Annotated in this window: 16 protein-coding genes and 1 pseudogene; 9 read left to right on the forward strand and 8 right to left on the reverse strand. The window is 47.1% G+C overall.

Annotation, left to right across the window (positions count from 1 at the left end; genetic code table 11):
* Positions 1-21: 21 nt before the first annotated feature.
* The 3 genes from LIX00_RS24480 to LIX00_RS24490 all read right to left on the reverse strand — a co-directional run bounded on the left by LIX00_RS24480 (position 22) and on the right by LIX00_RS24490 (position 3,815).
* Positions 22-1,497 (reverse strand): TrbL/VirB6 family protein, encoded by a 1,476-nt coding sequence (locus LIX00_RS24480; protein WP_227357559.1) that lies wholly within the window; start codon positions 1,495-1,497, stop codon positions 22-24.
* A gap of 76 nt (positions 1,498-1,573) precedes the next feature.
* Positions 1,574-3,403 (reverse strand): DUF8186 domain-containing protein, encoded by a 1,830-nt coding sequence (locus LIX00_RS26590; RefSeq protein ID WP_497007364.1) that lies wholly within the window; start codon positions 3,401-3,403, stop codon positions 1,574-1,576.
* 70 nt (positions 3,404-3,473) lie between these two features.
* Complete coding sequence (locus tag LIX00_RS24490; protein WP_227357561.1) at positions 3,474-3,815, reverse strand: hypothetical protein; 342 nt, start codon at positions 3,813-3,815, stop codon at positions 3,474-3,476.
* 242 nt (positions 3,816-4,057) lie between these two features.
* Between LIX00_RS24490 and LIX00_RS24495 the strand changes: the two genes are divergently transcribed.
* Positions 4,058-4,429: a helix-turn-helix transcriptional regulator gene (locus LIX00_RS24495; RefSeq protein WP_227357562.1), complete on the forward strand. Its 372-nt coding sequence runs from the start codon at positions 4,058-4,060 to the stop codon at positions 4,427-4,429.
* A gap of 1,880 nt (positions 4,430-6,309) precedes the next feature.
* On the forward strand, positions 6,310-6,516 hold the full coding sequence (locus LIX00_RS24500) for a hypothetical protein (RefSeq protein WP_227357563.1): 207 nt from the start codon (positions 6,310-6,312) through the stop codon (positions 6,514-6,516).
* 578 nt (positions 6,517-7,094) lie between these two features.
* On the opposite strand, the gene LIX00_RS24505 is transcribed toward LIX00_RS24500, so the two are convergent.
* Together LIX00_RS24505 and LIX00_RS24510 are read right to left on the reverse strand one after the other, a co-directional pair.
* A complete protein-coding gene (locus tag LIX00_RS24505; RefSeq protein WP_227357564.1) occupies positions 7,095-8,090 on the reverse strand; it encodes a PGF-CTERM sorting domain-containing protein in 996 nt (331 codons plus the stop codon).
* Positions 8,091-8,295: 205 nt separating this feature from the next.
* Positions 8,296-11,256: an FtsX-like permease family protein gene (locus LIX00_RS24510; RefSeq protein WP_227357565.1), complete on the reverse strand. Its 2,961-nt coding sequence runs from the start codon at positions 11,254-11,256 to the stop codon at positions 8,296-8,298.
* A gap of 1,109 nt (positions 11,257-12,365) precedes the next feature.
* Here LIX00_RS24510 and LIX00_RS26220 point away from each other — a divergent pair.
* The 5 genes and pseudogenes from LIX00_RS26220 to LIX00_RS24530 all read left to right on the forward strand — a co-directional run.
* A pseudogene (locus LIX00_RS26220) lies at positions 12,366-12,620 on the forward strand (FtsX-like permease family protein); the annotation flags it as partial.
* A gap of 1,320 nt (positions 12,621-13,940) precedes the next feature.
* Positions 13,941-14,687: an FtsX-like permease family protein gene (locus LIX00_RS24515; RefSeq protein ID WP_227357566.1), complete on the forward strand. Its 747-nt coding sequence runs from the start codon at positions 13,941-13,943 to the stop codon at positions 14,685-14,687.
* A 25-nt stretch (positions 14,688-14,712) separates the two neighbouring features.
* On the forward strand, positions 14,713-16,320 hold the full coding sequence (locus tag LIX00_RS24520; RefSeq protein ID WP_227357567.1) for a sodium/phosphate symporter: 1,608 nt from the start codon (positions 14,713-14,715) through the stop codon (positions 16,318-16,320).
* 482 nt (positions 16,321-16,802) lie between these two features.
* Positions 16,803-18,029: a glycosyltransferase family 2 protein gene (locus LIX00_RS24525; protein ID WP_227357568.1), complete on the forward strand. Its 1,227-nt coding sequence runs from the start codon at positions 16,803-16,805 to the stop codon at positions 18,027-18,029.
* A gap of 103 nt (positions 18,030-18,132) precedes the next feature.
* A complete protein-coding gene (locus LIX00_RS24530) occupies positions 18,133-19,026 on the forward strand; it encodes a glycosyltransferase family 2 protein (protein WP_227357569.1) in 894 nt (297 codons plus the stop codon).
* On the opposite strand, the gene LIX00_RS24535 is transcribed toward LIX00_RS24530, so the two are convergent.
* Positions 19,023-20,114 (reverse strand): glycosyltransferase family 4 protein, encoded by a 1,092-nt coding sequence (locus LIX00_RS24535; RefSeq protein WP_227357570.1) that lies wholly within the window; start codon positions 20,112-20,114, stop codon positions 19,023-19,025. The genes LIX00_RS24530 and LIX00_RS24535 overlap by 4 nt on opposite strands.
* 125 nt (positions 20,115-20,239) lie before the next feature.
* Here LIX00_RS24535 and LIX00_RS24540 point away from each other — a divergent pair, with 125 nt between their 5' ends.
* Positions 20,240-21,466, forward strand: coding sequence for a glycosyltransferase (locus LIX00_RS24540; protein WP_227357571.1), 1,227 nt, complete (start codon positions 20,240-20,242; stop codon positions 21,464-21,466).
* 5 nt (positions 21,467-21,471) lie between these two features.
* Positions 21,472-22,998, forward strand: coding sequence for a flippase (locus tag LIX00_RS24545; protein WP_227357572.1), 1,527 nt, complete (start codon positions 21,472-21,474; stop codon positions 22,996-22,998).
* A 29-nt stretch (positions 22,999-23,027) separates the two neighbouring features.
* On the opposite strand, the gene LIX00_RS24550 is transcribed toward LIX00_RS24545, so the two are convergent.
* Together LIX00_RS24550 and LIX00_RS24555 are read right to left on the reverse strand one after the other, a co-directional pair.
* Positions 23,028-23,951 (reverse strand): hypothetical protein, encoded by a 924-nt coding sequence (locus LIX00_RS24550; RefSeq protein WP_227357573.1) that lies wholly within the window; start codon positions 23,949-23,951, stop codon positions 23,028-23,030.
* A gap of 70 nt (positions 23,952-24,021) precedes the next feature.
* The gene (locus LIX00_RS24555; RefSeq protein ID WP_227357574.1) at positions 24,022-25,419 is read right to left on the reverse strand and encodes a sulfatase-like hydrolase/transferase; all 1,398 of its coding nucleotides are present in this window, start codon (positions 25,417-25,419) and stop codon (positions 24,022-24,024) included.
* Positions 25,420-25,554: the final 135 nt, after the last annotated feature.

Raw genomic sequence — 25,554 nt, forward strand, 5'->3', positions numbered from 1 at the left:
AAGTGCGTTCTGTGAACCAGGTTATCTGGTTCCCCGTTTCTCCTGGGATGAATCGGTCCATTCGTTCAACGTGCTTTGGTCTGCTTTTGATCCATTCTCAGATGGGTCTATAACTGGATTTTCGCGATAGTGGCCAAGTCCAGCTTCTGCCCAGTCAAGGGGTGAGCGGTCAAGATTTCGCAATGCGAAATTTGTGCCGACACGAGCATCGTTTGCAGCACGCTTTCCACCGCTCTTTGCTCGCTTTCCCTTTCTCTTCATGAATTCAACCCCTTGCTCTGTCCTCGGTCCTTCAATTTTGGATCCAGCACGACTTTTTACACTTCCAACAGTTGAACTGGCTTTACCGACACTTCCACTAACCGCTCCACCAGTGAGACGCTGATCAAGAGAGCCCATCTTAGAACCTGCATAGCTACCAGCTTGCTTCCCTCCAAACCGAGCCTGCTTCATGATACTCGCACGGCTCGACTCCTGCGACCCGCCTGCTGATGCCGACGACCGACTTCGAGATGTCCGCTTCCGCCGACTGCGTATCCGACCAGGGACAAAACCTGAGGACATGGCTGTTTTCAGCCCATAGATCGCAGGCGCCACCAAGCCGATCAACCAGAAGAGGAACGACTCGAGCACATCGTTAAACGAACCTGGATCGGCTCCTGCAGTGGTCGCTGCCTGTGTAGCTGCACCGGATCCAGTGATACCCATTGCCGTCGCACCCACAAACATGAGTGCAGCCATGAAGACACCTGCAAGCAGGAGCGAGAGTGTCGCGTTGATGAACATCTTCGCAGCTTTCGCCGAATCCTCGAACGGCCCAAAGTCGAGATAGAGCATGACCGCCAGAATAGGCAGCGTCACAAACATCGCCACGAAGAGGAACTCCCGAATCACCAGCATCGCAAACAACAGGAGAATTCCAATGATCGAGGTCACACTCAGAATCACCATACCGACTGCGACAACGCCTGCGGAGGCGGCTGCACCCTCCATCCCTGTTTTGAGCATCTCGGTCCCGAATGCGCCATAGCTCTCGGGGTAGATGTAGGCGATGACTGCATTCACGAGTAGCAGGCCGAAATGCATGAGCTGGCGCCCCACGGCCACGAAAATGATCGCCTTGAGTGCCTTCCAAACAAGAACAATACTATCCACGTCGGCGTTCCTCGCGAATGGCTGCGACGCAAACCCAGCCATCACCACTACCACAAGCAACTGTGGAAAAATACCCAGCAGGTGGTCAAACGCCTGGAGGTACTGCGGATCGGTATAGGGACTATCGAAGACCAGGAAGGTGTACACGCCACCCGACATCAATAATCCAACAAAGCCCATCAACTTCGTCATGAGCCAGGTGAACAGATCTGCGATCCACCCGGTGAATCCAGCAGCAAGAACGAATGACATCATCTCTGCAGGATATTGCGTGGATTCGACTGTGAGCTTGGGAACACTATGAACGAGGGACGCAGCGTGTGAGTGGAGGGTGGGGATCATTGGGTGTCAAAAAGATGGTGTTTGCTTGTATATCAGTACCATCGCGTAAAAATATTTTCTTAGATATTCTGAATTATTATCGGCGGAGATAGTGAAATGGGAGATAGAACAGCACAAACGCGATGACAGCCACGAACCCCTTACTCAACGCCACCAGAGCGCTATAGATGTTGAACGGCGTCGGCGCGAACCGAATCTGATTGTGCGATGGGGCGTAGTAGATTCCCTGTGAATCGTTGGTGACTCCCCGAAACGTGGCCTCGACGGCGCTCTCATCACGTGTGACGACAGCAACACCGTTGCTATTGGTGGAGACCCGACCCTTAATGGCCCCGTGAAGGTAGATCGATTGGTTAGGGACCGGGCTCCCAGTCCGTGTGTCGGTGAGTTTGATCCGAACGTGTCTCTTATCCTGCTTCGTTAGTGTGAGCGAAACCGGGTGTTCAGAGACTGTCCTCGTTTTCAGCGGGATCGCATCACCATGGATCTCGTAGAGCGTAGTGAGCGGCTGATCGACGTTTGTGATAACCACACGAGTGGACGCCCGTGGCCGAACCGATGAGAGGTTGACAGTCGGCTTGAGCGGTGCAGCCTTTGGAGCGAGCGGAACAGTACGAACACGCCCAACGGTTGCCGTCGACGCTGTCTGTGAGCCAGTCCCAGCAATCGCTGGTTTGCTTCGAATGGCGATCAATTGTTTCTCGAGAACACCTGGCGGCGGGACCGTTCTCTGTGAGGTCGTGGTGGCTGGTGAGGTCCGATTGACTGACCTGTTGAGCGGAGCTAGTGGCTGTGATGGATTGAGTGAGAGCGTCGTGTTCGGGAGCTGGGTGCCGATCGTTGCATTCCGGTACCGATGCTGAGAATAGACGCCCCACACGTTCTCGAGGCGCATCTTCCCGGATTTGAATGACGCATAACTCCAGTGTCGACGATTGGTGACTGTCTCCGGCCCGTCCAGGCGGAGAATTATCTGTTTGAGTTCGCCGTTGTCAGTGACGAGGGTTTGCGTCGCATTGAGTTGCTGATTCGGTGTGATCACGACGGGTGCTGCATCGCGGACGGTATGCGAAAGGAGAGTGGTATTTGAGGTCACGTTTGTCTGTTCCCACCCTGACTTCGTCTGGACAGAGACGGTCTTGTGAATAGCCAACTGCGTTGTAATCGTCCCTTTCACGACCATTGTCGTGCGTTCAGTCGCCTGTGCATTCGTGTATGTGAGCGGCCGCGATGCTCTGGCTTCCTGTGAAGTCTCTCCAATAGCCCATGTTTGCGAGCCGATTCTGAGTGATCGATTGATAGACTGGCTCGTGATGGAGTAGTCGAGACAGGTCTTGGTTCCATTCGTGACCGTACAGGTCTGATTTGGAAGCACTGTCGAGTAATCGAGCGAAGCGAGAACAGTCCCATTCCGGGGAAGCAAGAAGAGGTTTTGTGACGATGTGTTCGGCCGACCGAGACGGGTTTGCGTCCCGTTCTGCGTCCCGAGGATCGTCACATGCGCATTCTTGACGACAGTGCCGTTCGTACGATTCGAATCAGGAAACCACACGCTCGTCGAGCGATTGTGCGGAAGGGTCTGGAGGTTGGTGCGACGGTGCTCAGCAAGTGTCTGATTGCGAGGTCCGACTTTGTGGGATGGCTGGGACGTTGAATACGTGAAATCACGAGCGCGACTAGCATTTGCTGCCGAGATCTTCGGGGAGTGGAGAATCGCCCGGAGATCTGGCTGAATGAATGGTGGCAGTGCACCGATGTTGGGATCTGGATCGTCAGAGACGAAGACGTCAGTAGCAGTAGCGAATCGGTTTGTGCTGACGCCAGTTGCAAACGAACTGAGTAGCAGAAGCAGGACAACGAGTCCAAGAATGAGTGGCCGAATACGTGTGTCCGAGAGTGGTGGCATTCGTGAGGGAAGCGTGTCTACGGAGATGGTCGGCCGATGATATACGGGAGGTGAAACTGGCGCACCGTCGTTAGAAGAACGGTGGGACGATCATCCCCGGAGCAAGGTTTTCAAAGAGTGTGACGAACACATTATAGCTGACCGAGAGGACGATCATGCCAGCGCCGCCCCAGAGGGCACGCCATCCCCACTGTGTGCGACTTGCGTTCCGCCCGGAGACGAACCACAGCGCTGCGCCAACGAGGAAGACGATGACTCCGATTTGGCCTAACGTGGTTGCGACGAATTGTTCGATTTCACTGAGCGAGTTGTTGATCTCGCTTTGTTGTGCAGCAGCGATACCAGTACTGATACTGATCGCGAGCAAGGCAGTGACCAGATACCTAACTCGGCAATGGAATGGAAGGCGCATACACAATTTCATTCTTTTCCCCGAGATAAAAATCTTAGCCTTTATGAATAATATTCTGAATTTATGTGGCGTAGTGAGACGCTACAAGTTTATTTCGAGAGTAATTTCAGAAAGGTTCGGTGGTTGATACTATTTTCTTTCAGCAAAGGTGAGTATTCACCCTAAATTCTTCCGTCAAGTTAGCGCTAATTCTTTGATGTGATTATAGCAGGATTTAAGTAACAAAGATCAGTCACTCCAGTATGACTAATTCGGATTTTGACCGAGATGACGCATCTTCTGATAGCAATGAGAATGAGCCATCTATTGATTTCTCGACATACAATCTCCCAACAGACCTCACTGCGTTTCAGACACACCTCTTATGTCTCATCTATCGGTTAGGACCAACCGAAGGTGTTGATCTCCAAGAAGCCCTTGAAGAGCTCTATCCAGAGCCGATCAATCATGGTCGATTATATCCAGGCCTTGACCGACTCGTTGAGAAAGGATTGATCTCGAAGCAGACGAAAGCAAGCGATAAGCGACGGAATGCGTATGCAACGGTCGGACGAGGGGAGTGGGCGGTTGAGGAATATCACCGATTCATACACGATATTGTGATGTCGGAGTAACCGTCAAGTATCTCTGACAACTATGGTCCTTGTACCAACTCTGTAGAAAAAACTGACTTTTATTCAGTAGTATCATTAGAATAATCTACAAAACCGTCTTACTCAACCTCAGTCGAATCACGCTCCACCCCTAATGAGCAACGGTGGTTGGTCGGAGATATGTGCCTCACGGCCCGAAGACACATGTTTTCTCTTTTCCACCGTGACGTGACGATGGGACTTAGTAGGTGGGTAGGTGGCAAGGGGAGCAGTCGCGTGACCAGATTTGCGCGTTTTCTCTGCTTTGCCGTCCTACCGAATACTATGATGAACTATCCCACTATAGTTCCTCTGGCTACATACGTTGGTAAATAATATCTGATCTGTATTGAATAGGAACACGCTTCTCTAACAGGCATGTATAGAACGTGGAAATAAGCAGTGAGTTTGGTTGTTTCTCGTTTTGCAACGCTGCCCACATCCGTCGAGTAGAAGACAGTAAGTTTCAACAATGAACTTGCTATGAGTCACTCAACACAAATAGGATACTAATCACAGACTTGTATCTTACTTCCGTTCTTACCACTATCTCGAAAGAGGGGGCACACTGATTGGCACGATCTCCTGCCCTCAGAGAGATGACGTGCCCCGGCGATAAATACGGGTTAAATGATAAAGTCCATGGATAGAAGTGATATGATTTCGTGCCAACCGAATTTTCTCAATTATTTATACTCACTAATAATACATTGCTTATCGTATCCCATGTATTTAATAGGAATAGACGACGACACGCTTATCTTGTGATATTCGCGGAATAGAGACGTTTATTTCCGTCTTACATCGGAACCACGGTGTGTTAGTTTAACAAGCATGTCACCGTATTGAACGTGGAGTGATAGAGGTAGGTGCTAGTCACCGCGAGTTCCACGTTCGTCGGGTGGAAGACAGCGGGTTTCAATCGTGAACTCACTATGATCCACTCGACACAAGAAATACACTAGCTCTCCCCTTAGTAATTGGGCTGTCTGTGGGCGGTGAGATGGGGGACTTGGCACGCGAATGGTCTCCTCGCGGTTGTCCCCCACTCAAATGATTGATTAACTAACCAAAAATCTATTGATTGAAGCAAGGTAGCGAACTCGATCATCGCTTCAGTGTCGTATCGAAACGTGGGTGAGCGGTGGTGAAGTTGTGATCGCGCTGCCCACGTTTGTCGGGCATGCTTATCCAACAACCGTCACGAATGCCCGACACTAGCTAGCATTGTGCAAGGTGATAAAGTAATTTTGGTAGCAATTGAATAAATAAAGTTGATGGGAATTATTTACAACTGTAATAGTAGTACACGTAAGTGGCCATGGTTAGGACAACATGCTAACAGCCTCGACATTGTCTAGAACGTGAGGACTATGGAAGAAAGCGATTCACCGGGTGAATGGTACATCCCCACGCCCGCCAAACACATGAGGTGGCTTCACTATGACTTGTGTTTGGCATACATTATTACGCTAGTCAGTAATATATCTCTGTCGCTACTATAGAAGAAAGTTCCCATTCAAGGAAAGTACCCATAACTCCTATGCCCCCGTCATAGACTAGCTTTCCGCTGCGGAGATGACTACCAATCGTAAAACGAACAACCAACGAAAGTGGTCTATCGCCGTCGAGAACGGATAGTACGTCAATGGTGAAGGACGGCAGACGATCATGAGTACCGTGATACCTAGTCAGACCACTACCTGAATTGAGTCGCTAAGGCCCCTTCCTCAACGAGCGACCGAAGGGAGCGAGTAGGGAGGGGATACAGCGCCGTCATCGTCTGTCTTGCGATGGCGTCCCGAACGAAAGTAGCGAAAAGTAAATAACACTTGATTCATTCGATTCAAATGTAAACATCAATGGAACAAAAAGAGACGGACGACAATAACACACTCGAGTTCAGAACACTTGATACTGGCAACCTCGTCAGCATGGTTGCTCATAGACGGACACACAATCTCAGCGAGAATGCCACCGAACTTCTCGAAGCCATTGCTGAGTCGATGGAAGAGGAGTTTGAGGCGATCTGTGACGAGGTAGAACGGTTGGATACCAGCGCTGAATAACAGATATCTTCCCTCTTCGTGTGGTTGTATGAGTGACGTATCTCTTTCAGAAAAATAGTCTCGGCATTTCATTGGTGGCTTTGATACAAGCGCTGGAAGCATGCGACGGTATCGCCACATGGTTGGGTTGGCACATTCTCTTCTCCTTCCGACCTTATGAGTAGCCGTGAAATGGGAACGAGTGCCCCTCTGTGGCATATATTTCGCTATGTAGAAACACTAGTAAAACTCAAGTTGAGGTGGCCGAATGAATCACTTGGGGCGACGTCTGAAACAGTATGGTCATCTCAACGGCGCTCCCCCACTTCACCCACTTGTGTGATTTTGACAATTAGTGCGCCAGATAGTTAGAAAGGTGATCGACTATTATCACATAACAATATATTATACATTCGAATGAAAGTCTGCCGCAATTCTATACTATTCACGGAAGGATCTCTCCGCATGTCCGTGTAAAAGGTAGACGAATAATGGCCAACGAAACCCCTTGAACGGTGTACCTATGACGCTTCTCACCTCTCGGCAACTTGCTGGCCAACGAAAAATCTCACATCAAGAAAACGTGGAAGGATTACTTTTTACGGTCTGCGCCTGGCGAGGAGTGCTGCTCCAAGGAGGGCAACAACGGCAGTAGCAACGCCAAATCCAGGTTGACCATTGCTTTCAGTTGTCGTTTCGTCTCCACCCGACCCACCGTCCGACGAATCAGTAGTGGTCGTGTCCTCTTCAGCGGTCGTAGTTGTGGTCGTCGTCGTCGTTGTTTCGCCAGGATCTTCGCCTTCTCCTGAGTCACCGAAAACGAGTTTCACGTTGCGGATTTCGATATTCTGGATGATGACGCGATAGGTCTTGCCTTTCTTGACACCTTTTTTCGCCATCTTTTCTTTCACTTGATCCCGCACAGATTTCACCGCAGCCATCGACTGCTTATCTTCCTTTGTGGAAGAACCAACGGAGAAGGTGCGGTCTTTGAGGGTCACATCTCCAAGTGTGATTGTCTCATCTGGAGTCTCATCAGGGCCAACAACAAACGACCATTTCTCGATACTCAATCGTTCAATCGTAATGTGGAACGAAGGGAGTTGCGAATCCTCCGACGTTAGCGACTGCCATTCAGCCGAAGAAATCAATTCCTCTCGAGAGACGTCGTCGGGCATCTTGTTTGGCAACTGCGCAATTACTTTGACGTTTTGAATCCGAATATTTTTGAAGCAGATACGGACAGTTTCTCCCTTTTTCCGCTTGACAGATTTTTTCGCCTTCGCCACTGCTTTCTGTTTTGCAGGGACTGATGCGACCTCAGACAAACTGTCTGCCTTCGCCAGCTTCTTCGCATTCACACGGTACGTCTTGTCCTTGATCGACACAGGACCAACGAATACGGTTCGGTCTGGTTTCTCATCAGGGCCCACAACAATCGACCAGTTATGGATCGTCAGTTGCTCGACTTTGAAAACGACCTTTTGTGGGTGTTTTTTCTCCTTATCTTTACCTTTATCTTTATCTTTTGCTCCGTCTGCCTGTACAACCCCAAATGCGGACACGAGGAGTATCCCTACGAGGAAGATACTCACGATCTTGTTCTTATTCATTCTCATTGTATGGAATTTTAAATTCCTTTGTGACCTCAAACCATCTTAATTTAGGCAGGTATTTAATACTTATCCAAATCTACTGTCAAATTCTTGCTCAGTACATCTCGATTAAGTAATATCCTTCGCCGCGAAAGATGGAGAAGGACACAAAATAGAGTGGGTAAATAGCTCAACCACTACAGAACTAGCGTTCTTGAGGTGTCGAAGTGTTACTTGAATTTGATTGTAGTGTCGTGGGTTCTGCCATGAGGAATGGTAGAACTGCAAGTGAGACACTGAGACAAGATAAGAGGAATGCGCCAACGCCGGTAGCAATGAGTATAAACGGATCAGTCGTCACCGACAACTGAATACCAAAGATCGTTAGCATATCCGTGAAAGACATGGCATAGACGATTCCGAAAGCACAGAGGATAGCCATGATCGAGGCAGGTATCGAGAGGCGAACAACATCACCAAGTAGAATTTTGAGAAGTTGCCATTGAGAGGCACCTGTAGCACGGTGAATGCCGATCGCTCGTCGACGAGCATGGACTACCTGTGCGAAGGTTGCCGTCGTACTCCCGATCGTAGTCAGTCCGGCAAGTGCCACCATTCCTACTAAGAGCAACCTGAAATTCCCAAAGATGAGTTCTACGGCTTGTCCGAGGCCACTCCCGCTCGAAAATTGTGCGTTTTGAGCAAGGGTTGAGCGAACCCGCTCATCACCGACGACAGTATACGTATCGCTAGCAATCGTGTTCCCATCAGAAACAACCTTGATAGTATATTCTCCGGGTGCGATTTTGCTATTCGAATCGGACGTACCGAGTGTAATCGGCATGGTACTCATATTGTACGCCGGAATTGTTACTGAGCGATTCCGTGTCTGCACTGGCGTAACTAATGATAGATTTCGTGCGAGCGGTTGCCCCCACGGATTTGCGATTCGAATATCGGCTTTTGGTTTCGTATAAACACTTCCCGTATTCGGTGTGACATCGACGTCGGCAAACAATCGTCGTGATGCGTCTGGTGAGATTCGTATCTGGGTCGTTTTTGTCCGCTCACCTTTACGCGCCGTTAACTCATACGTGCCAGGTGTTTGTGGAAGTTGAATGAGTGCTAGTCCTTGGTCATTGGTTACTGCAGTTGTACTCCCGATTGTAACCGTTGCACCTGAGACATTTTTTTCGGTGATAGTTTGAACTGAGACGGCAATCTGCGCTCCTGGTGGTGCTTGTTGTGGAGTAATCGGTAGAACAATTGGCGGGCGCTGATAGACCTGCACTGGCTGTGAGTGGCGTCCCACGTTCAGCGTGTAGTTGCCTGCTTGTGAGACACTCAAATCCATCCGAATTGTCGTTTCTTCTCCTGGTTGGAGAGTTACTGTCTGGTGCTGTCTGGCATCGCCAAGTGACGCCGTCACGTTGTGAGTGCGCTTTGATGACCCGACATTTTGGACCGTAAAAGAGACATTTGTTGGCTGGTCAACAACCGTTACATTTGGGGCAGTAACGCTACTCACGACTATCTTGTCAGACTGAGAGTCAGTGGATTGGGTATCGAGGAGTTTGTTTGGTGTGCCACCTGACGTTCGGATAAAATGAACGATCCCTGGTTTCGTTGAGAGCGTGTGTGCAGTCGAAAGAGGGATAATGAGTTGATCATCAAGCATCCCAGGCGCTCGATAGACACCAACGACCGTCACTTGTGTCACGGCTGGCGATGTACTGCCGCCCACAAGAAGTGAATCACCAGTTGAAACGCCCAAGGTTTGTGCGAGATCTTGTCCAATAACCGCCTGTGCTGAAGACTGTGGTGGATGCCCTTTGACTAGGTTTGCATCGGAAACTGCAGCAAACGCAGTATAGTTTGCTCCTCTCGCTAAATATGGATCTCCATCAGAGACCTGTGCGATAATGATCTCTGGACTTGCCTCAAGCCCATGATCTCGCAGCGCCGTTGCATACTGACTCTCGATTCGACTTTCCATTGGATATGATGCGCCCGGTTCTGTGACGGTTCCTGTTGAGGTTGTTGCTAATGGAGCGAGCACACCTGCAAGCGATCCTGAAAGGATGACGAGAAGGGCAAAGACAGTCAATGTGGTTGTGGTCGGAATCACAGCTCGCCATGAGAGTAGTCGAGGGTGGATGCGGAATCCGAGTGATGGCATTCGTCCATTGTTTGCGTGAGTAGTTTCTCTAGATCCAGGTTTTTGGGCTAACTGCGAGGGCGGCGTCGTCACCGTCGACCACGTCGCGAGAACACCTGCAAGTACACCAATGCCAACCACACCGAACAACAGTGGGAATAGAATACGAGCAACTGCTGGGGTGACAGTTGGATCCAATGAGATAGCCATCCCCGCGGCAATCGCGATATTTACGACCGCTCGGATTGCGATTACGCCGATCGCGTACCCTAGTACAGACCCAACTAACGCGAGCAAACCAGCTCGAAGCGCAAAAATGCCGATAAGACGGCGTGCCGTTCCGCCAGTAGATCGAATGACGATAATCGATCTGAGCCGATCGCGAACACTCATCCTCGTAATATTGTACAGAACGACAAGGATGAGAACACTTGCAGCAATCGTTGCTGCGAACAGGGCATGGAGCACGCCTTGCATCCCACTCACAAAGTATGCGAATAATGAAGGACTGATAGTCCCATGTTGGGACAATTGCCCCCCGTTGTTTGCCGTATTTGTCTGAATGAGGAGTGCATTAGTATCCCCTAACGAACGCACGGTGGCTGGCGTTCCAACATACCACGAGTGCGGGAAAATCGAATCATCCGTCTTGTATGGGGCGACCCGGACAGATACCTGCTTTCCTGTACTGGTTTGGAATTGCTGTTCGGTGGCTGTCGAGACGGTGCCACGGAAACCAGTTGATGGCGGTGTCGGGATCGTTGCATTCCGCCATGAAACAGAAAGACGCGTCAATTCAGACGGTGCACTTGGTGGGACACCAACAACGTGGTGCGTTGTACCGTTCTGCGTGATAGTAGTGATTGGAAAGACGAAATCTGATTGTGCTGCGTTCTGGCGAGCAGCCGCATATGAGTCGTAGTGGTGGACGACCATTGAACTCCGATCAGTTCCCGCAATTGCTGCTGACTGCGTACTTGCTGCGGATAACAACAGCGTCGTGCCCACGAGAAAGGCGACTGTAATCGCGATAATAAGGACTGTCAGTCGATCTCGTCGTGACCACTGTGTAAGGAGGACTTTAATATAATTCATTTATTCTTCATTTTCACCATATATGTTAGTACTGTTCCAAATGAAATCAGTCGTAGCTATTTGCTTATCACAACCCCACGGTATTCAAGATCAATGAAAAATATCAATCATTACTTTTCTGTTAAGACACTAAGTAAAGAACTATACGTTAAGTCGTCTCCTAAACCTATCGGGGACTTTTTATTGTGGTAGCGCTCATACGGAATTGAATGATTCGCGATGTTGAGTCAAAGTTCCTCCTCTTCCCTTTGAGATGCCCTGCAGATTTGAAGACTCCAAACGCAAGCTGCTCACGAGCAACGCAAGGTATGAGGTAGACCGTGGGATATCGTCGTTCGGTTCTTACACGGTGGTCACATCGCGATAAGCTTGCTATCCTTGTTATCACGGTCACCGTTGCATTTCTGACGGGGACAACACTTGTCCTTACAGCCGCTGGCACACAGACGACGACCATCGCAGAAGAGTATGACACAGATGGAACTGCTACATACTATGATTCAGTCGAGACAGCCACTGCGCACGCATCTACAAACGCACTTGTCCTCCCAGTAGCAACAGTTAGCCAGCCAAACGGCTCACATCAATATGTTGTCGGTATTCCCCCTGACAAAGCACAGACGTTCAGTAGGCGAACGGGAATTACCGTTCCATCCCCACCAGCGGCAGGTGTTAGTACGAGCCGCAGCTCAGGATTACCGAGTGATACACAACGCCTCGTCGGGACGAATCAATCACTCACAGTCCCAGTGACCGTAGAAACGGACACGGACTCGCAATCGAGTCTTCCACCATCCTGGTATCGTGCAACGCCAGCAACAGTCAACCGACTTGGATCGACTGGTGCGTTTGTCGTTCAGCCTGCCTCTTACAATTCGACGCCTGTTCCGGCAACTGGTGTCCCACTACGCGCTGCCCTTGCGTTTTTCGTGGCCGGAACACAGCAACTCCTCTCCGTCGTAGCGCTGCTTGCCCTCGGTGGCGCAGTGCTTGTTGGCGTTGTTGTCTATAGCGTCACGCGAATGAGCGTCCGCGAGCGCATCCAAGCAATTCAACTTATCCGTGCAACTGGTAGTCCACCAAGTATCGTGTGGCGGTTGTTCGGAGTACGTGCCGGACTGCTCACTGCCATGGGAATAGGAATTGGATACGCCATTGGTGTAATCGCGACACGTGCCGCGGTCAATATCGCAGTTGCGTCTGGGCTCCCAACATCGCTTTCCGTTCGAGTAACCCCGCAGGTAGCCCAACTCTTACTACTCGGCTATGGCGGGCTTGCACTTACGGGGATCATTGCTGGTGTTGGTGCAGCGTGGTCAGCAAGCCGAAGACCACCAGCAACACTCCGTCAAGAGACTACTCGTACCCCATCGACATCGGCACGGTCATCGAGCTGGATTCCAGACTTTATCTCTTTGACACTGCTCGACTGGCGGGCACTCATCCCAAGTACTGCGACACTCGCTGTCTTCGCAACAGTTGTTCTCGTGGGGGCATCTGTGGCCGGTGTTCTTGCACCACTTATGAGCACCAGTGGGACGACGATTACAGAGCCTGGTGCAGTCCATCCCATTGCTAGTAAAGTTCCGAGTAACTATGCAAGCGTGTTGCAGAACCAAGGAACGACTGCAAGTCCCGAACTCCTCGTATTTACTGTTCACAATGGCCAGTCGCTCGTTGTTCGAGGTGTTGAATTCGACTCTTTTGCTGCTCTTTCAGGAGCAACGCTTACACATGGACGAGCACCGCGTGCACAGAACGAGGCAGTGATTGGTGCCGATCTCGCTCAGACTCGGGATATCGAGGTTGGTGAGTCGATTACCCTTGGCGGGAGTACAGCGACATCATTTACGCGCGTCAAGGTTGTGGGGATGTATACTGCCTCTGGCATTTATGACGATCAGCTACTCGTGTCACTTCGGACTGGCCAGCATCTCTCACGTGCTCAACCAGGGATGGTACACTTTATTCGAACGTCAGAGCAACTCAATTCGACACCAAAGACACAATCTAAAGTTACAATTCTCGACGTCACCGTGCCGGAGACAGTCACGGTCACTGAGTCGCTGCCTGTACGAATTCGCACCCAGAATTTCGGTACAAAGGCGACTACTCGAACGATCCGTGTCCACGTTGGACAGCAGGTGCGGGAAAGAACCGTCCAACTTCAACCACATGCACAGCGAACTATCACGCTTAATGTTTCGCTAGCGGACGTTGGGACGCAGGAAGTTACCGTTGGCAACAAAACTGCGACAGTGAGAGTTGTACCACAGAATGCACTTCAACTCCATGGCCTCCCCGCATCGGCACCTCCTTCGAGTAGTCCACAGGTGCAAGTGACGACGGTGACAGGACATCCGGTGGCCAATGCAACTCTCCGTATTCAGAACCGAACAGTCACGACGGGGCACAATGGCACTGCTCGGCTTTCACTTGAAGCACCTGGAACATACTCGCTAACGGTAACCCATAAAAATCAGTCTGTGTCAAGAACGATCAATGTCTCGAGAACAGCGACACGAACTCCGACTGCCCAAGTACAGATCCGTCCTAACCAACCGTCACTCCTAGTACGACCCACCGCGCAGATCTCCATGTACAATCCCTGGCAGACGGAGATCTCAGCGCAGATTGATTTGACAGCGGCCGGAAAACAGTATACTCAACGCGTTACACTCGCTCCAGGTGAGACCACGACAAAGCAAATCCAACTGACGCGTGCTGCACCAGGGTCATATACTGCTCGTCTAACTACTGCTGGGCAAACGCTCGACACGGCTACCTACACTGTCACCGGTGATGAACGGATCGTAACAGCCTACGCAAACCAAGGCGGATATGCTGGCAGTAGTGGAATCGGCCGGATTCTTGAAACTGCATTCGGGAATCTGACGTTCCTCGTTGGAATTCTCGGTGTCTTAGCTGGTAGTATGACCATTGGCAGTACCACTGCCATGTTCGCACAAGCAATTCATGCCCGTCGGCAAGCCATTGGTGTTCATCGAGCCACTGGCGCACTTCCAAGGCAGGTCACTCTCCTCATCCTCACTGATGCGCTCAAGATCGGTGTTGTCGCGACTGGACTTGCACTTGGTGGTGCCCTTCTTACGACGACTGTACTTGCAAAGAGTGGTTTCTTAACGATATTCGGAATTCAAATTACGCCAATGGTAACGTTAACAGTGATTGGTGTTGTAATCTGCGGTGAGCTCATGATTATCCTCCTTAGTGCTCTCCTCGTTGCTCTTAGTCTGTTACGACAGCAACCAGTCGCGCTAGTTAGAGCCGCCGAGCAAACGAACAACTCGGCAACCAATTCTCGAGGTATGTGGAATGAATAACCGTCGTTCATACCTTCTCATCGGTGTGACTGTTTTCATGGTGGGAGTTGCAATGAGAACGATTCCACTTTACTGGAGTTATCTTCCGTTCAATCTTGACGGGCTCCAATTCGCTGCGCCCGCTCGATACACCCTGTCGCATGGCCACCTGCCGTTTTCGCATGGTTATTTTCATCCGGATAAGTACGTATTCACCGTACTGCTTACGATATGTAGCCAGCTAACAGGGATTTCTCCACTCCGAATCGCCCAACCAATGATTGCGGTTATTGGCAGTGTTCCAAGTTTGATTGCAGTTTGGCTCACCCGTCGTCTCGGTCGGCAGTTACGATGGCGGCCAAATGTCGTCCGTGTTGCAGCTGCACTTGCCGGTCTGGTGCTTGCAACAGAGGGCATTTACCTAGGGCGGTCGGCGGCAGTGACGAGTGAGGGTGCTGGTCTTGTCTTTGTCGCTGTATTGGCTATCGTCTTCTATCAAATGGTACAGACTGGTCGACCTTCATGGGTGGTGTTGACGATACTTATCATCAGCTTGTTCCCGCTTACACATAACCTTAGTACGATGATTGGTGCACTTGTGATCACTGCTTTGCTTGCTCTATCTCTAGGTCAAACAACGAAGCGGGTAGTACTTGCTGGTGGCTTCGCTGTTGCTGGATTTTGGCTTTATCTTAGTGGATATTACTCAATAATGGGGATGAGTGAGTTTTCGCGAGTCGCATCCTTGCCAGGTCTCTTTCTTGCCTGGCTTCTTGTGTTGATTGTGGTAGCGATCTGGCTCCCGTCGACGAGTACTCGTGCACAACGCGGGGTGCCAACATTCGCGCTTCTCGGTGGTGTCGGTATATTAGTTGCCAATTTCTTTGTTCCTGTTTTCCCAGGAACAGCGGCGCTTCAACCTTCAGCACTACTGTTTACTCTTCCAATCGTCGTTGGCGGTTTCCTCGCAACTCGTGGACTTCCATATATTACGATGACAAAAGACGGTGCGATTGTACTCGCGATTCTGTTAGGGCCCCTCGCACTGATTGGCTTTGCGCTAACTGGGGATCTCACCTTTAAGTACCAAGGTATCGCTGTTCGTAGTCAAATTTTTATTCATCTGGCAGCAGCTGTGTTGGCCGCACTCGCGGTAGTGGATATTGGTCTTCGTGGTCGTTCACGTAGGAAATATTGGAATATCGTTCGGACGAGTTTCGTTCCCTTACTTCTCATATTTGCAGTTGTAAGTGCACCTGTTGCCTTTGCTGGACTTCGAGCGACTCCAGCAAAGGCAGTAATTGCACCAAATGAATTCGAGGCGACCACATTTGCTGTGACTCATATCCCTAACACCTGGGTAAGTGATGGACATATCACACGACTTGCATCTTATTACTATCCACTCCAGACGAACTCGACTGATACTGTACTGTATCAATGGCTTCGTGGCGGTGATCCGCCAGCATGTCCAGTTGTTTCTCAGCAGTCATGGACGACGGTTGGGGCACAACTGTTCCCTGCGTCACCAGAGCAAGTCAAGTCGACTCGATACCAGACGATGCTTAGAAAGCGGAACGTTATTTATTCAGCAAGTGGGGATGACTCACTCCTTATTTCGAGTTCCGTGACTAACCAACAGAATAATTGTTGATAATTCGGTCGTATTTACCGGCGCGCGTTGGATTCAGATTATGGAGTGGAGCACATAGCGTTCAATCGCTATTTATACTGGTATCTGAACCTCCTCATCCGGTTAATTAGTGTACCGGACTAAAGGGCACATTTAACTAGCATACTACCTTCCGTCATCCAACGAACCGGAAAGTATATACGATAACATAATAGTAGTTGATACTGGAATATCTCAAACATAAGCTTGAAGTACTACAATCAATAGATAATACTATAGAAAAAATTGGAAGTTGTGAAAATTATGACAAGGTTCCCAAAATCAGTTCGAGCAGCATCGATCAAATGTATCTCATGTAATGCACCGGTCATACGAACGGTTGAAGATGCGTATGCCTGTGTGAAGTGCGGAAGAGCGCCTGTTGAGACACGATCCTCACCAGATCGAACAAAACTAGTAACCAAGAAAGAAACCACCTCCGACTAGCTACATTCATATAATTAATGTCACAAGAGAAAGCCACTGGCAGAACGACTCGTCAATCCTCCACACAGGATGGTACGCAGGTACCAAAATCTGCAGATAACCTCATACTCAGTTCGGATAGCGTTGTTACTCCAACATTGAGTGTGATTATGCCTACGCTCAATGAAGAGGAGGGAATTGCTGAATGTATCGAGATGGTCAAACGGGGTATTGATAGAATCGGAGTTACGACCGAGATCATCATTAGCGATAGTTCGACGGATCGAACCCCTGAGATTGCACGAGAAATGGGAGCGATCGTCGTCGAGCCAGACGAACCTGGGTATGGATACGCATATAGATATGCGTTTGAGCGAGCTCGAGGCGAGTACATCGTCATCGGCGACGCTGATACGACGTATGATTTTGAGGATATCCCCCGGCTTCTCGATGAAGTCACTAACAACGATGCGGACATGGTGATGGGAAGTCGTCTTGGAGGTGAAATCAAATCAGGAGCAATGCCTCCACTACACCAATATATTGGAAACCCATTACTGACGAAGTTCTTGAACACCTTTTATGGAGCTGGTGTCTCCGACGCACATAGTGGCTTCCGGATTATCAAGCGAGAAGCGCTTGAGAACTTGGAGTTGAAAACGGATGGGATGGAGTTTGCGAGCGAGATGATAATGGAGGCTGGGGCACGCGATATGACGATCAAGGAAGTCCCAATTACGTACCACGAGCGAGAGGGTGATGCGACTCTCGACAGCTTTGAGGATGGCTGGCGCCACGTGAAGTTCATGCTCGTGAACGCGCCTGGCTATCTGTTCTCAATTCCAGCAATGATTTTGACTGGGATTGGAGTGCTAATCATGTCACTCGCATATTTCAGCATTCCAATTGGTGGAGTGAATGTGGGCATTCACTCGATGATAGCTGGAAGTCTGCTTGCTATTAGCGGCTATCAAATTGGCAGTCTCGGGGTGTTTGCGACAGTAGCTGGGAATCCAATCAAGAAATCTCGACAGCCTGTGATGGGATGGTTATTGAAGCGGCTACAGCTTGAACATACAGCGACACTGGGATTGGTATTATTTACTGGGGGTGCTGTATATGCTGGCTATTTACTCATCCGATGGGTAACCAGCGGTTTCACCGTATTGCCGCTTTTGATGGAAGATATCGTCGCATTTACCGCAATCGTCCTAGGGGTACAGACGGTATTCTCGTCATTCTTCATGAGTACGATTGCAGAGTGACAACATATAGCTATAAAATTTGACTCATTAACTTTTGCTCACCGAAATTCAATAAGCGGAATAAATCCAACAGATTTTTACAAACAAGGATTCCAAACATCATATGGATTGTATTAGCGTTATCATACCAACTAAAGATGCTGGGGAGAATTTTGAACAGGTACTTAAACTAATAAGGTCACAGGATGTACCAAAAGTCGAAATAATTGTAGTAGACTCTGGGTCTACTGATAATACTTTAAAAGTTGCGGAGGAAATTGCTGATATAGTCATTCAAATCCACCCTAGCGAGTTCCATCATGGAAAAACCCGGAATTTAGGAGCTGATGCTGCTTCTGGCGAAATTATTGTCTTTACAGTTCAAGATGCATTGCCTGCATCAACTTCTTGGTTATCCAATTTGATTAGCCCAATTGTAACAGGTACTGCTGATGCTACTTACGGAAATCAAATAGCTCATACTGAGGCCAAGCCTCCTGATAAGTTCTTTTATGAATATTTCTATCCTAACAGTAAGGTCGTTCTTAGCAAGCAAGACACATACGACAAGAAAAGGTTTTACCTCGATAATATATTTCTATCAGATGTTTCCTCAGCAATATCGAGATCTATTTGGGAAGAGTTTAAATTTCGAGAGTCTATAGAAATGTCAGAGGACAAAGATTTGGCATTCAGGATCGCGAATGCTGGCTACTCCCTACAATATTGTCCTAAGGCAAAAGTACACCATTCTCATGACTACTCTCTACAATCCTTATTCTTTAGGCGGTACAAGGATGGAATGGCTTTCGAAAATATTGCAACTGATGGATCGGATGATTTTTTAAACGAAGGTGTCAAGTATGTTTTTTCGGAGTTCCACTATCTATATAAAAAAGATCAACTTCAATGGATACCATATACTATTTTATATAACTTCACTTATTTTATCTCGTTTACTCTAGGGAAAAATCATAAATTGATCCCCAAGCCTATTCATAAGTTTCTTTCCAATTAGATTACTTCTTCAAATACGTTTAGTAGTCTGTTAGTGGCTTCTCCCCATGTGAACTGTTGGGCTCTTTTCTTTCCTTTTGAAGAAAGCTCTTCAAGTCGGTCCTGGTCGTCTATAATTTTCAAGCCATCATGTATTGATTCCACTGAATAAGGGTCAACAAATTCTGCAGCATCGCCCATAACCTCCGGAATAGCTGAAACATTAGAAGTCAATACGGGTGTTCCACAAGCCGCAGCCTCAAGCGGTGGTAATCCAAATCCCTCATATAATGAGGGGTATGCGAAAAGTGTTGCTTGTTCGTAAATATATCGCAGCTCCTTTCTCGTAACATACCCAAGGTTGAGGACATCATCTCGGTTAAAATTTTCCTGACCATACGCTATACTATTTTGCGGTCCAACTACGACAAATTCAATATCGTTATCAAATTCATTGTATGCTTCAAGGAGCCGTCCCAAATTTTTCCGTCGGTCTGCAGAACCTACAAAAAGAATATATTCATCAGGAAGATCAATAGAAACGCCCGCATTTTCTTCAAAGAACAACTGGTCGACACCGTTATAAATCACATGTACTTTGGACTCATCGATAGAAAGATGTTCAAGAATCTTTCTCTTTGAAAACTCTGAAACAGTCACTACCGCATCTGCACTGCGTGCTCCTAGGGGTATCATAAGCTTCCTATAGAACCGTTGGATTGGACTATGGCCTTCTTCTGCTCCAACATGGTGAATCATCATGACTGTTCGATGGTTGCCGCCCTTGATTGGGGGTGCGTTAGCGTTTGGACAAAAAAGGATATCGAGATTGTCTCTAGAAGTTAAAATGGGTAGAACAGTTCGCTCCCACATCACTCCATATGGTTGTGAATTTTCCTGGAAGAAGATATTCCGAATAGGGGGAGCATTGTTGAACTGCCGCTGGCTGTCGGAGTGGCCATATAATGTGCAGGAGTAGTTCGAATTTTTAAGCAGATTCTCGGTATGTCGTATTCCCACTTGTGCCGAACCGTCAGGAGTATCGACGCAAAAAACTCGAGCATTTATTCCGATATTCATATGTATAGACTTTCTTTTCTCTATGGTCATGATTGCTTCGGTCTACTTAGAGTAATGGTATAATTAAAGAAAATTAATAATAGCAGAAGTTCAGGGAAGAAGAGAATCGACACGCTTTTTATTACTCCAACCCTATTTACTACTTGATATTATCTATGGCAAAAATTTGTTTCGTAAATGCACAATTACCGCCTCACCAAAATGGTGGTGCTGGAAATTATGTTCTTCGAGTAGCTAGATCGCTGCTTAATCGAGGGCACACAGTGAAAGTTCTTACTACAAAACCTTATGATGGGAAATCGTCGCTTAGACCTCAGTCTGAGTCAATGGATGAAATACCAATCGAACGATTCTATCCAATGAACATCTCCCATAGAAGTGGTGACAACCCATTCGGACTGCCAGGGAAGGTACTTTGGCATATAGGTGATGTTGTGAATCCCCACAGTTCAAAAGTTGCGGAAGAAGTCTTTTCGGAATTTGACCCAGATATCATACACACCAATAATTTAATGGGAATATCAGTAAAGCTAAGCAAAATTGCCCAGAAATATGATCGCTACCACGTTCACACCCTCCATGATTATGGTCTCATCTGCCCAAAAAGCACATTACTTCGTGAGTGGACCGCTGAGGATCAATTTGAGGTATGTGAAAGCCCCCCACTCCCTTGTCAGGCTTACTTAGGACAGAAGCAAAATTATATCGGAAGTCCTGATCTTGTGACTGGCCCGAGTCAACATATCATTGATATCCATCAAGAACATGGTTTCTTTGAAGGAGTAGAAACAGATTGTATCCCACTTGGGGTGTTAGATGTAAAAAATTCTACCACTGGTGTCAAAACCAAACGTTCGTTCTTATTCGCCGGTCAACAGACACATCCAAAAGGTTTAGAAACAATTTTTCAAGTTGCACGCCAGTTGCAAAGCGTGACATTCCACATTTGTGGAACTGGCCCACTCGAAAATAAAACAAAGTCTGTAGCCGAGTCGTTACCAAACCTCAAGTATCACGGTTTTGTTTCCAAAAACCGCCTGGAGGAATTACGGGAGGAAGTTACTGCAGCGATCGTTCCATCTCTTTGGATGGAAAACTCACCACTAACAATTTATGAGAGCTTTGCTCGTGGACTCCCAGTAATTGGAAGCAAAATTGGAGGAATACCAGAATTGGTCTCCGATGACGTCCGTGGAATATTAATGGAACCTGGTTCTACAGAATCTTTAAAATCTGCTGTCCGCGAAATTGTCGAAATGGAAAATGAAAAACTTGCCAATATGCAACAATCTTGTCTCGAATGGGCGCGGAGGCACACTCTCGAGAAACATGTAGATTATTTGGAGAGTGATGCATATGGAGAGGCTATGAATGAGAAGTAAGAAGTATGACCTCTGTTAATAATTCCCTTTCCTCGGTTGCATCCAGCGCCGTAATTATGTTGATTGGTTCCCTTTTCGGCCGCGGACTTGCGCTGGCTACGGAAGCATTAATGGCTCGTTCACTAACGCCCGAAATTTTTGGCCGTATTTCACTCGCATATACAATCATTATAACAATAGCTAATGTTCTTTTATTAGGGGTAAATCAGGGCATTCCACGGCTGTTATCAGCTAACGAGTCAGGAGAAAAGGAATCTTCACTCATTCAGTCTGCTTTCTTCTTCTCGCTGTTAACGGGTTCCATCGGGGTTATTGTGATATTGATGATCGTGCAGAATTGGCCGGGGCTTTACGGTGATGAAAATAAATACAAATACATCATCATATTTTCACCATTCTTGATCCTTTTCCCACTTTCACGTATTTCTGTCTCAGTGCTTCGATCGTGGGAACTAACTTGGCCCGCTATTTTTTCACGGGCTATTGTATCACGAACGCTTGGGCTAGCACTTTGGGGTCTCCTTTTCTATTTCGGTTATTCTATTGAGGCTGCTATCAGCTATTGGATAAGCATTCCATTGATTATTGTTATAGTTTCTTCAATATTTATCCACAGAAAAATACCGATACAAGATTTCATTTTGAAATACCCTGACAAGGAAGTGGCTAAACAACTTATTACATTCTCATGGCCTCTAGCTATGAGCGCAATCATGTTTATGTTCCTTTCAAGGATGGACGTCATTATGATTGGCTACTATCTATCATCTACAGAAGTAGGTTATTATCGAGCAATTCAACCCCTACGCCAGTCTACAGTTATTGTACTTGCTTCTTTTGGGTTCCTTTTTCTCCCCCTAGCGACGAATTTTTACGAAAATGACGCTATCGCCGATTTAGATCGGTTGTTCACAAGTGTTACAAAATGGGTTGTTGTGACTACCCTCCCGGTTATATTAGGACTCACTTTATTTTCGAAAGATGTAGTAACATTTCTCCTCGGCAAGAGTTATTTGCCATCAGCATTACCATTGAGTTTACTAGTCGGTGGATTTTTCGTAAGAGCAGTTACTGGACTCGATGGAGAGGTAACAAAAGCCATTAATAAACCGAAGATAGAATTATATGCTGCTCTTGTAGGTACTTTGATAAATATTCTTTTGAATATAGTTCTTATTCCAAGGTATGGTATTGCCGGGGCAGCAGTCGCAACTGTATTTGGTTACGCAATATACAACGGAGTTGAACTCTACGCTATATATAGATTTGTTGGGATAACCCCGTTTTCTAACAATATATTCAAATCGGCTTTGTTTACCACGGCTGTTGCGCTGGTGTACGTACGGTTGGTTGACATTCCTTCAAGCATAACTTATGTTATTTTATCAACAATCCTATTCATGTTCGTCTCATTCTTATCTCTTCCATTAACAGGTAGTGTTAGTGAAGCTGATTTGCTACTTATTAAAAGACTTGAAAAACGAACTAATGTTGATTTTCAGTTCCTTAGACAGTTACTCGACATTAAGTGATAAGATCAAACCAATATAACTATCTTATACTATTCAATGTATCCGAGAGCTTGTAACTTCCTTTCTCGGCTGACTTTGTTTTCTTTGGCGTCTTTAAGATTAGGCTCATAATCCCCTACGTCAGATGCAGAAGTTTGTATCCAAGGTACTTCTCGAAGGCAACGGAGAGGCGATCCAGGTGGATGACCGTAAATATTCCACTCACCTTTCGCATTTCCATGATCACTGGTAATTATTACATTATCAGCATCAATGTTTTGAAGCAATAGCTTTATTTCATCGAGGACAATTTCTAAATTGTTCCGGTAAGCCGCCCAAACCTCCTTTTCGGTGAGCTCATTGTCCCGGAGACGCTCCCAAACGTCTTTAGTATCTTGATTTCCCCATTTATCTTTTTCTTTTGAACTCATTAGTTCTGGATGGGGAATAAATGGGCAGTGGGGTTGCATATAATGTGCAATAGTGCGTTTCTGACTTTGTCCTCGGTTTACTGCTATTGTATGATCAGTAATCGCCCGTGGTGGAACAGTCCCGATATCAAGCCAGCTATGACGCCAAACCTCAATAAGTTGTCCAAAATCCACATTGGAAAGTTTAGTCGCTGAAAATGGATTGCCACAGATATAATTTGTTTTTTGGATTTCTTTGTTATACTTCTCAACAAAAGTTTTTTCCATCCATTGTGCTGTAGTACTGTCAAGCGACCAAATAGATTCGATATCATTGATAAAGTCATATTTATTTTTCATTTCCTTCATTAAATCGAGACGGCAGGCGTCGGCAACAACCAGTAAATCCCAATCTTCATCATAAATATTTTCGCCACGCGGTCGAATGTAATTTCCTTGTTCTAATGCTTTGTTGTATACTGGACGCGCTGATGCTCTGAGGCCTTCTATTCCATCGCGCTTAATACGATTAAACGAACGTTTTGTCCATTGTTTAACTTTCATATGTTCCGGTTTTTTCTTAGAGGGAATAAGTATTCCTGTTTATCGACGTATTTTACCAAGCTTGAATAGACTAGATATATCCCAATTCTTCGAGTCTGTTTTCTACCGTTTTGTTAACGATAACCTCTTCTTCGCTATTTGCGTCATAATCAATATCAATACGTTCCAACAATACGTCTGAAAGTTCTTCTTTTTTTTCCTCATTACACGAACTACAGTCATTCAAATCTACTAACTCTAAAGTTCCGTCTTCCCAATAGATAAGCTTATCTTTATTTGACTGAACCACACGACGGCGATCTGTATAAACTTCCTCATCGTGTCGTAATTTCGATGATTTTGAACGAAGTGTACCTATATCTGGGCGCGGTGAAAGATATTCTGAAACTGCGTATTTTCGAGTGCTTTTCGAATGAAAAGATAGCCCTTTTTTTGATGTCTCTCGTTCAATACCCGCCATATCTAAAATAGTTGGATAGATATCCCGAAGTTCTACTAATTCAGAGGATTTTGTCGGAGTATTTGGCCCAGAAATAATTAGCGGAACGTGAAGAAGTGTTTGTTGGACACTATATTGGTGATCCATAAGGTCAAAATCACCTATATTCTCGCCATGATCACCAGCTATTATAACAGTCGTCTCTGGCTTAAGGAAATTAATGAGATCGTTTAGTATCTCACCAAGATACTGGATTGACGCCCGATAGAGTGCTTTAAGCACCTCAAAGTCTCGATCACTCATATCTACAGCACCAGATACAAAATCCCATGGATTCTGATTTATCTCAAGTGCTTCTTCATAACTTACTTCTTCTGGAAGATGCTGCTCTGCATGCTGCCGAGGTGGTTCATACGGAAGATGAGCCTCTGTGAAATTGGCAAAGAAGAATGATGGCGCTTCAATATCAGCAAGAAGATTTTGCGCTCGGGAGGCAAGATGTAGAGCTCCACTTCCTTTTTTACGTGACTGATATAGTAAATATGCTAGGTTTCCCGCGTTCTTTATAGGAGAACCACTGGTTAAGTTTTTAGAAAGTGACTGTAGTCGATTACGCCAATTTTCGGCTCCAACCACAGCGGACATATCTTCACCATTAAAAAAGTATTCCCACTTGGTAAGAAAGTAGTCAAATCCGTCACTGAACCCGTAATTAGGAGAGAGCCAAGGATTGGCTGACACGCCAACTGTCGTGTACCCAACCCTTGAGAGTTCCTTCAAAAACGTCGGATGATTCCAAGTGGGGTTATCCCCTGTGATACCGTGTTGGGATGGATACATGCCAGTAAATATTGATCCGTGTGATGGAACCGTCCAAGGACCGTTCGTGATTGCCTGTGGGTATCGAACTCCATCCCTTTCAAGTGATTTAAATACAGGAAGGCATTTTTCATCAAGTAATTCATAGAATGTTGATGCCCTTACACTATCGAGGACGATTAATGCGATGTCGGGTCGTTCTCCTTTCATTGTTTTATGTACTGATGTTAAGGAGAGTTTAAAATGATTCGGTTTTTGAGTACAGCGGTCAACCCACTCGCAATATGAATATATATCGAATGCCACACCCCCATCAGATCGTACCTATGATATATCAGCCCAGGC

This window comes from Haladaptatus salinisoli (assembly GCF_020614375.1).
Classification (GTDB): domain Archaea; phylum Halobacteriota; class Halobacteria; order Halobacteriales; family Haladaptataceae; genus Haladaptatus; species Haladaptatus salinisoli.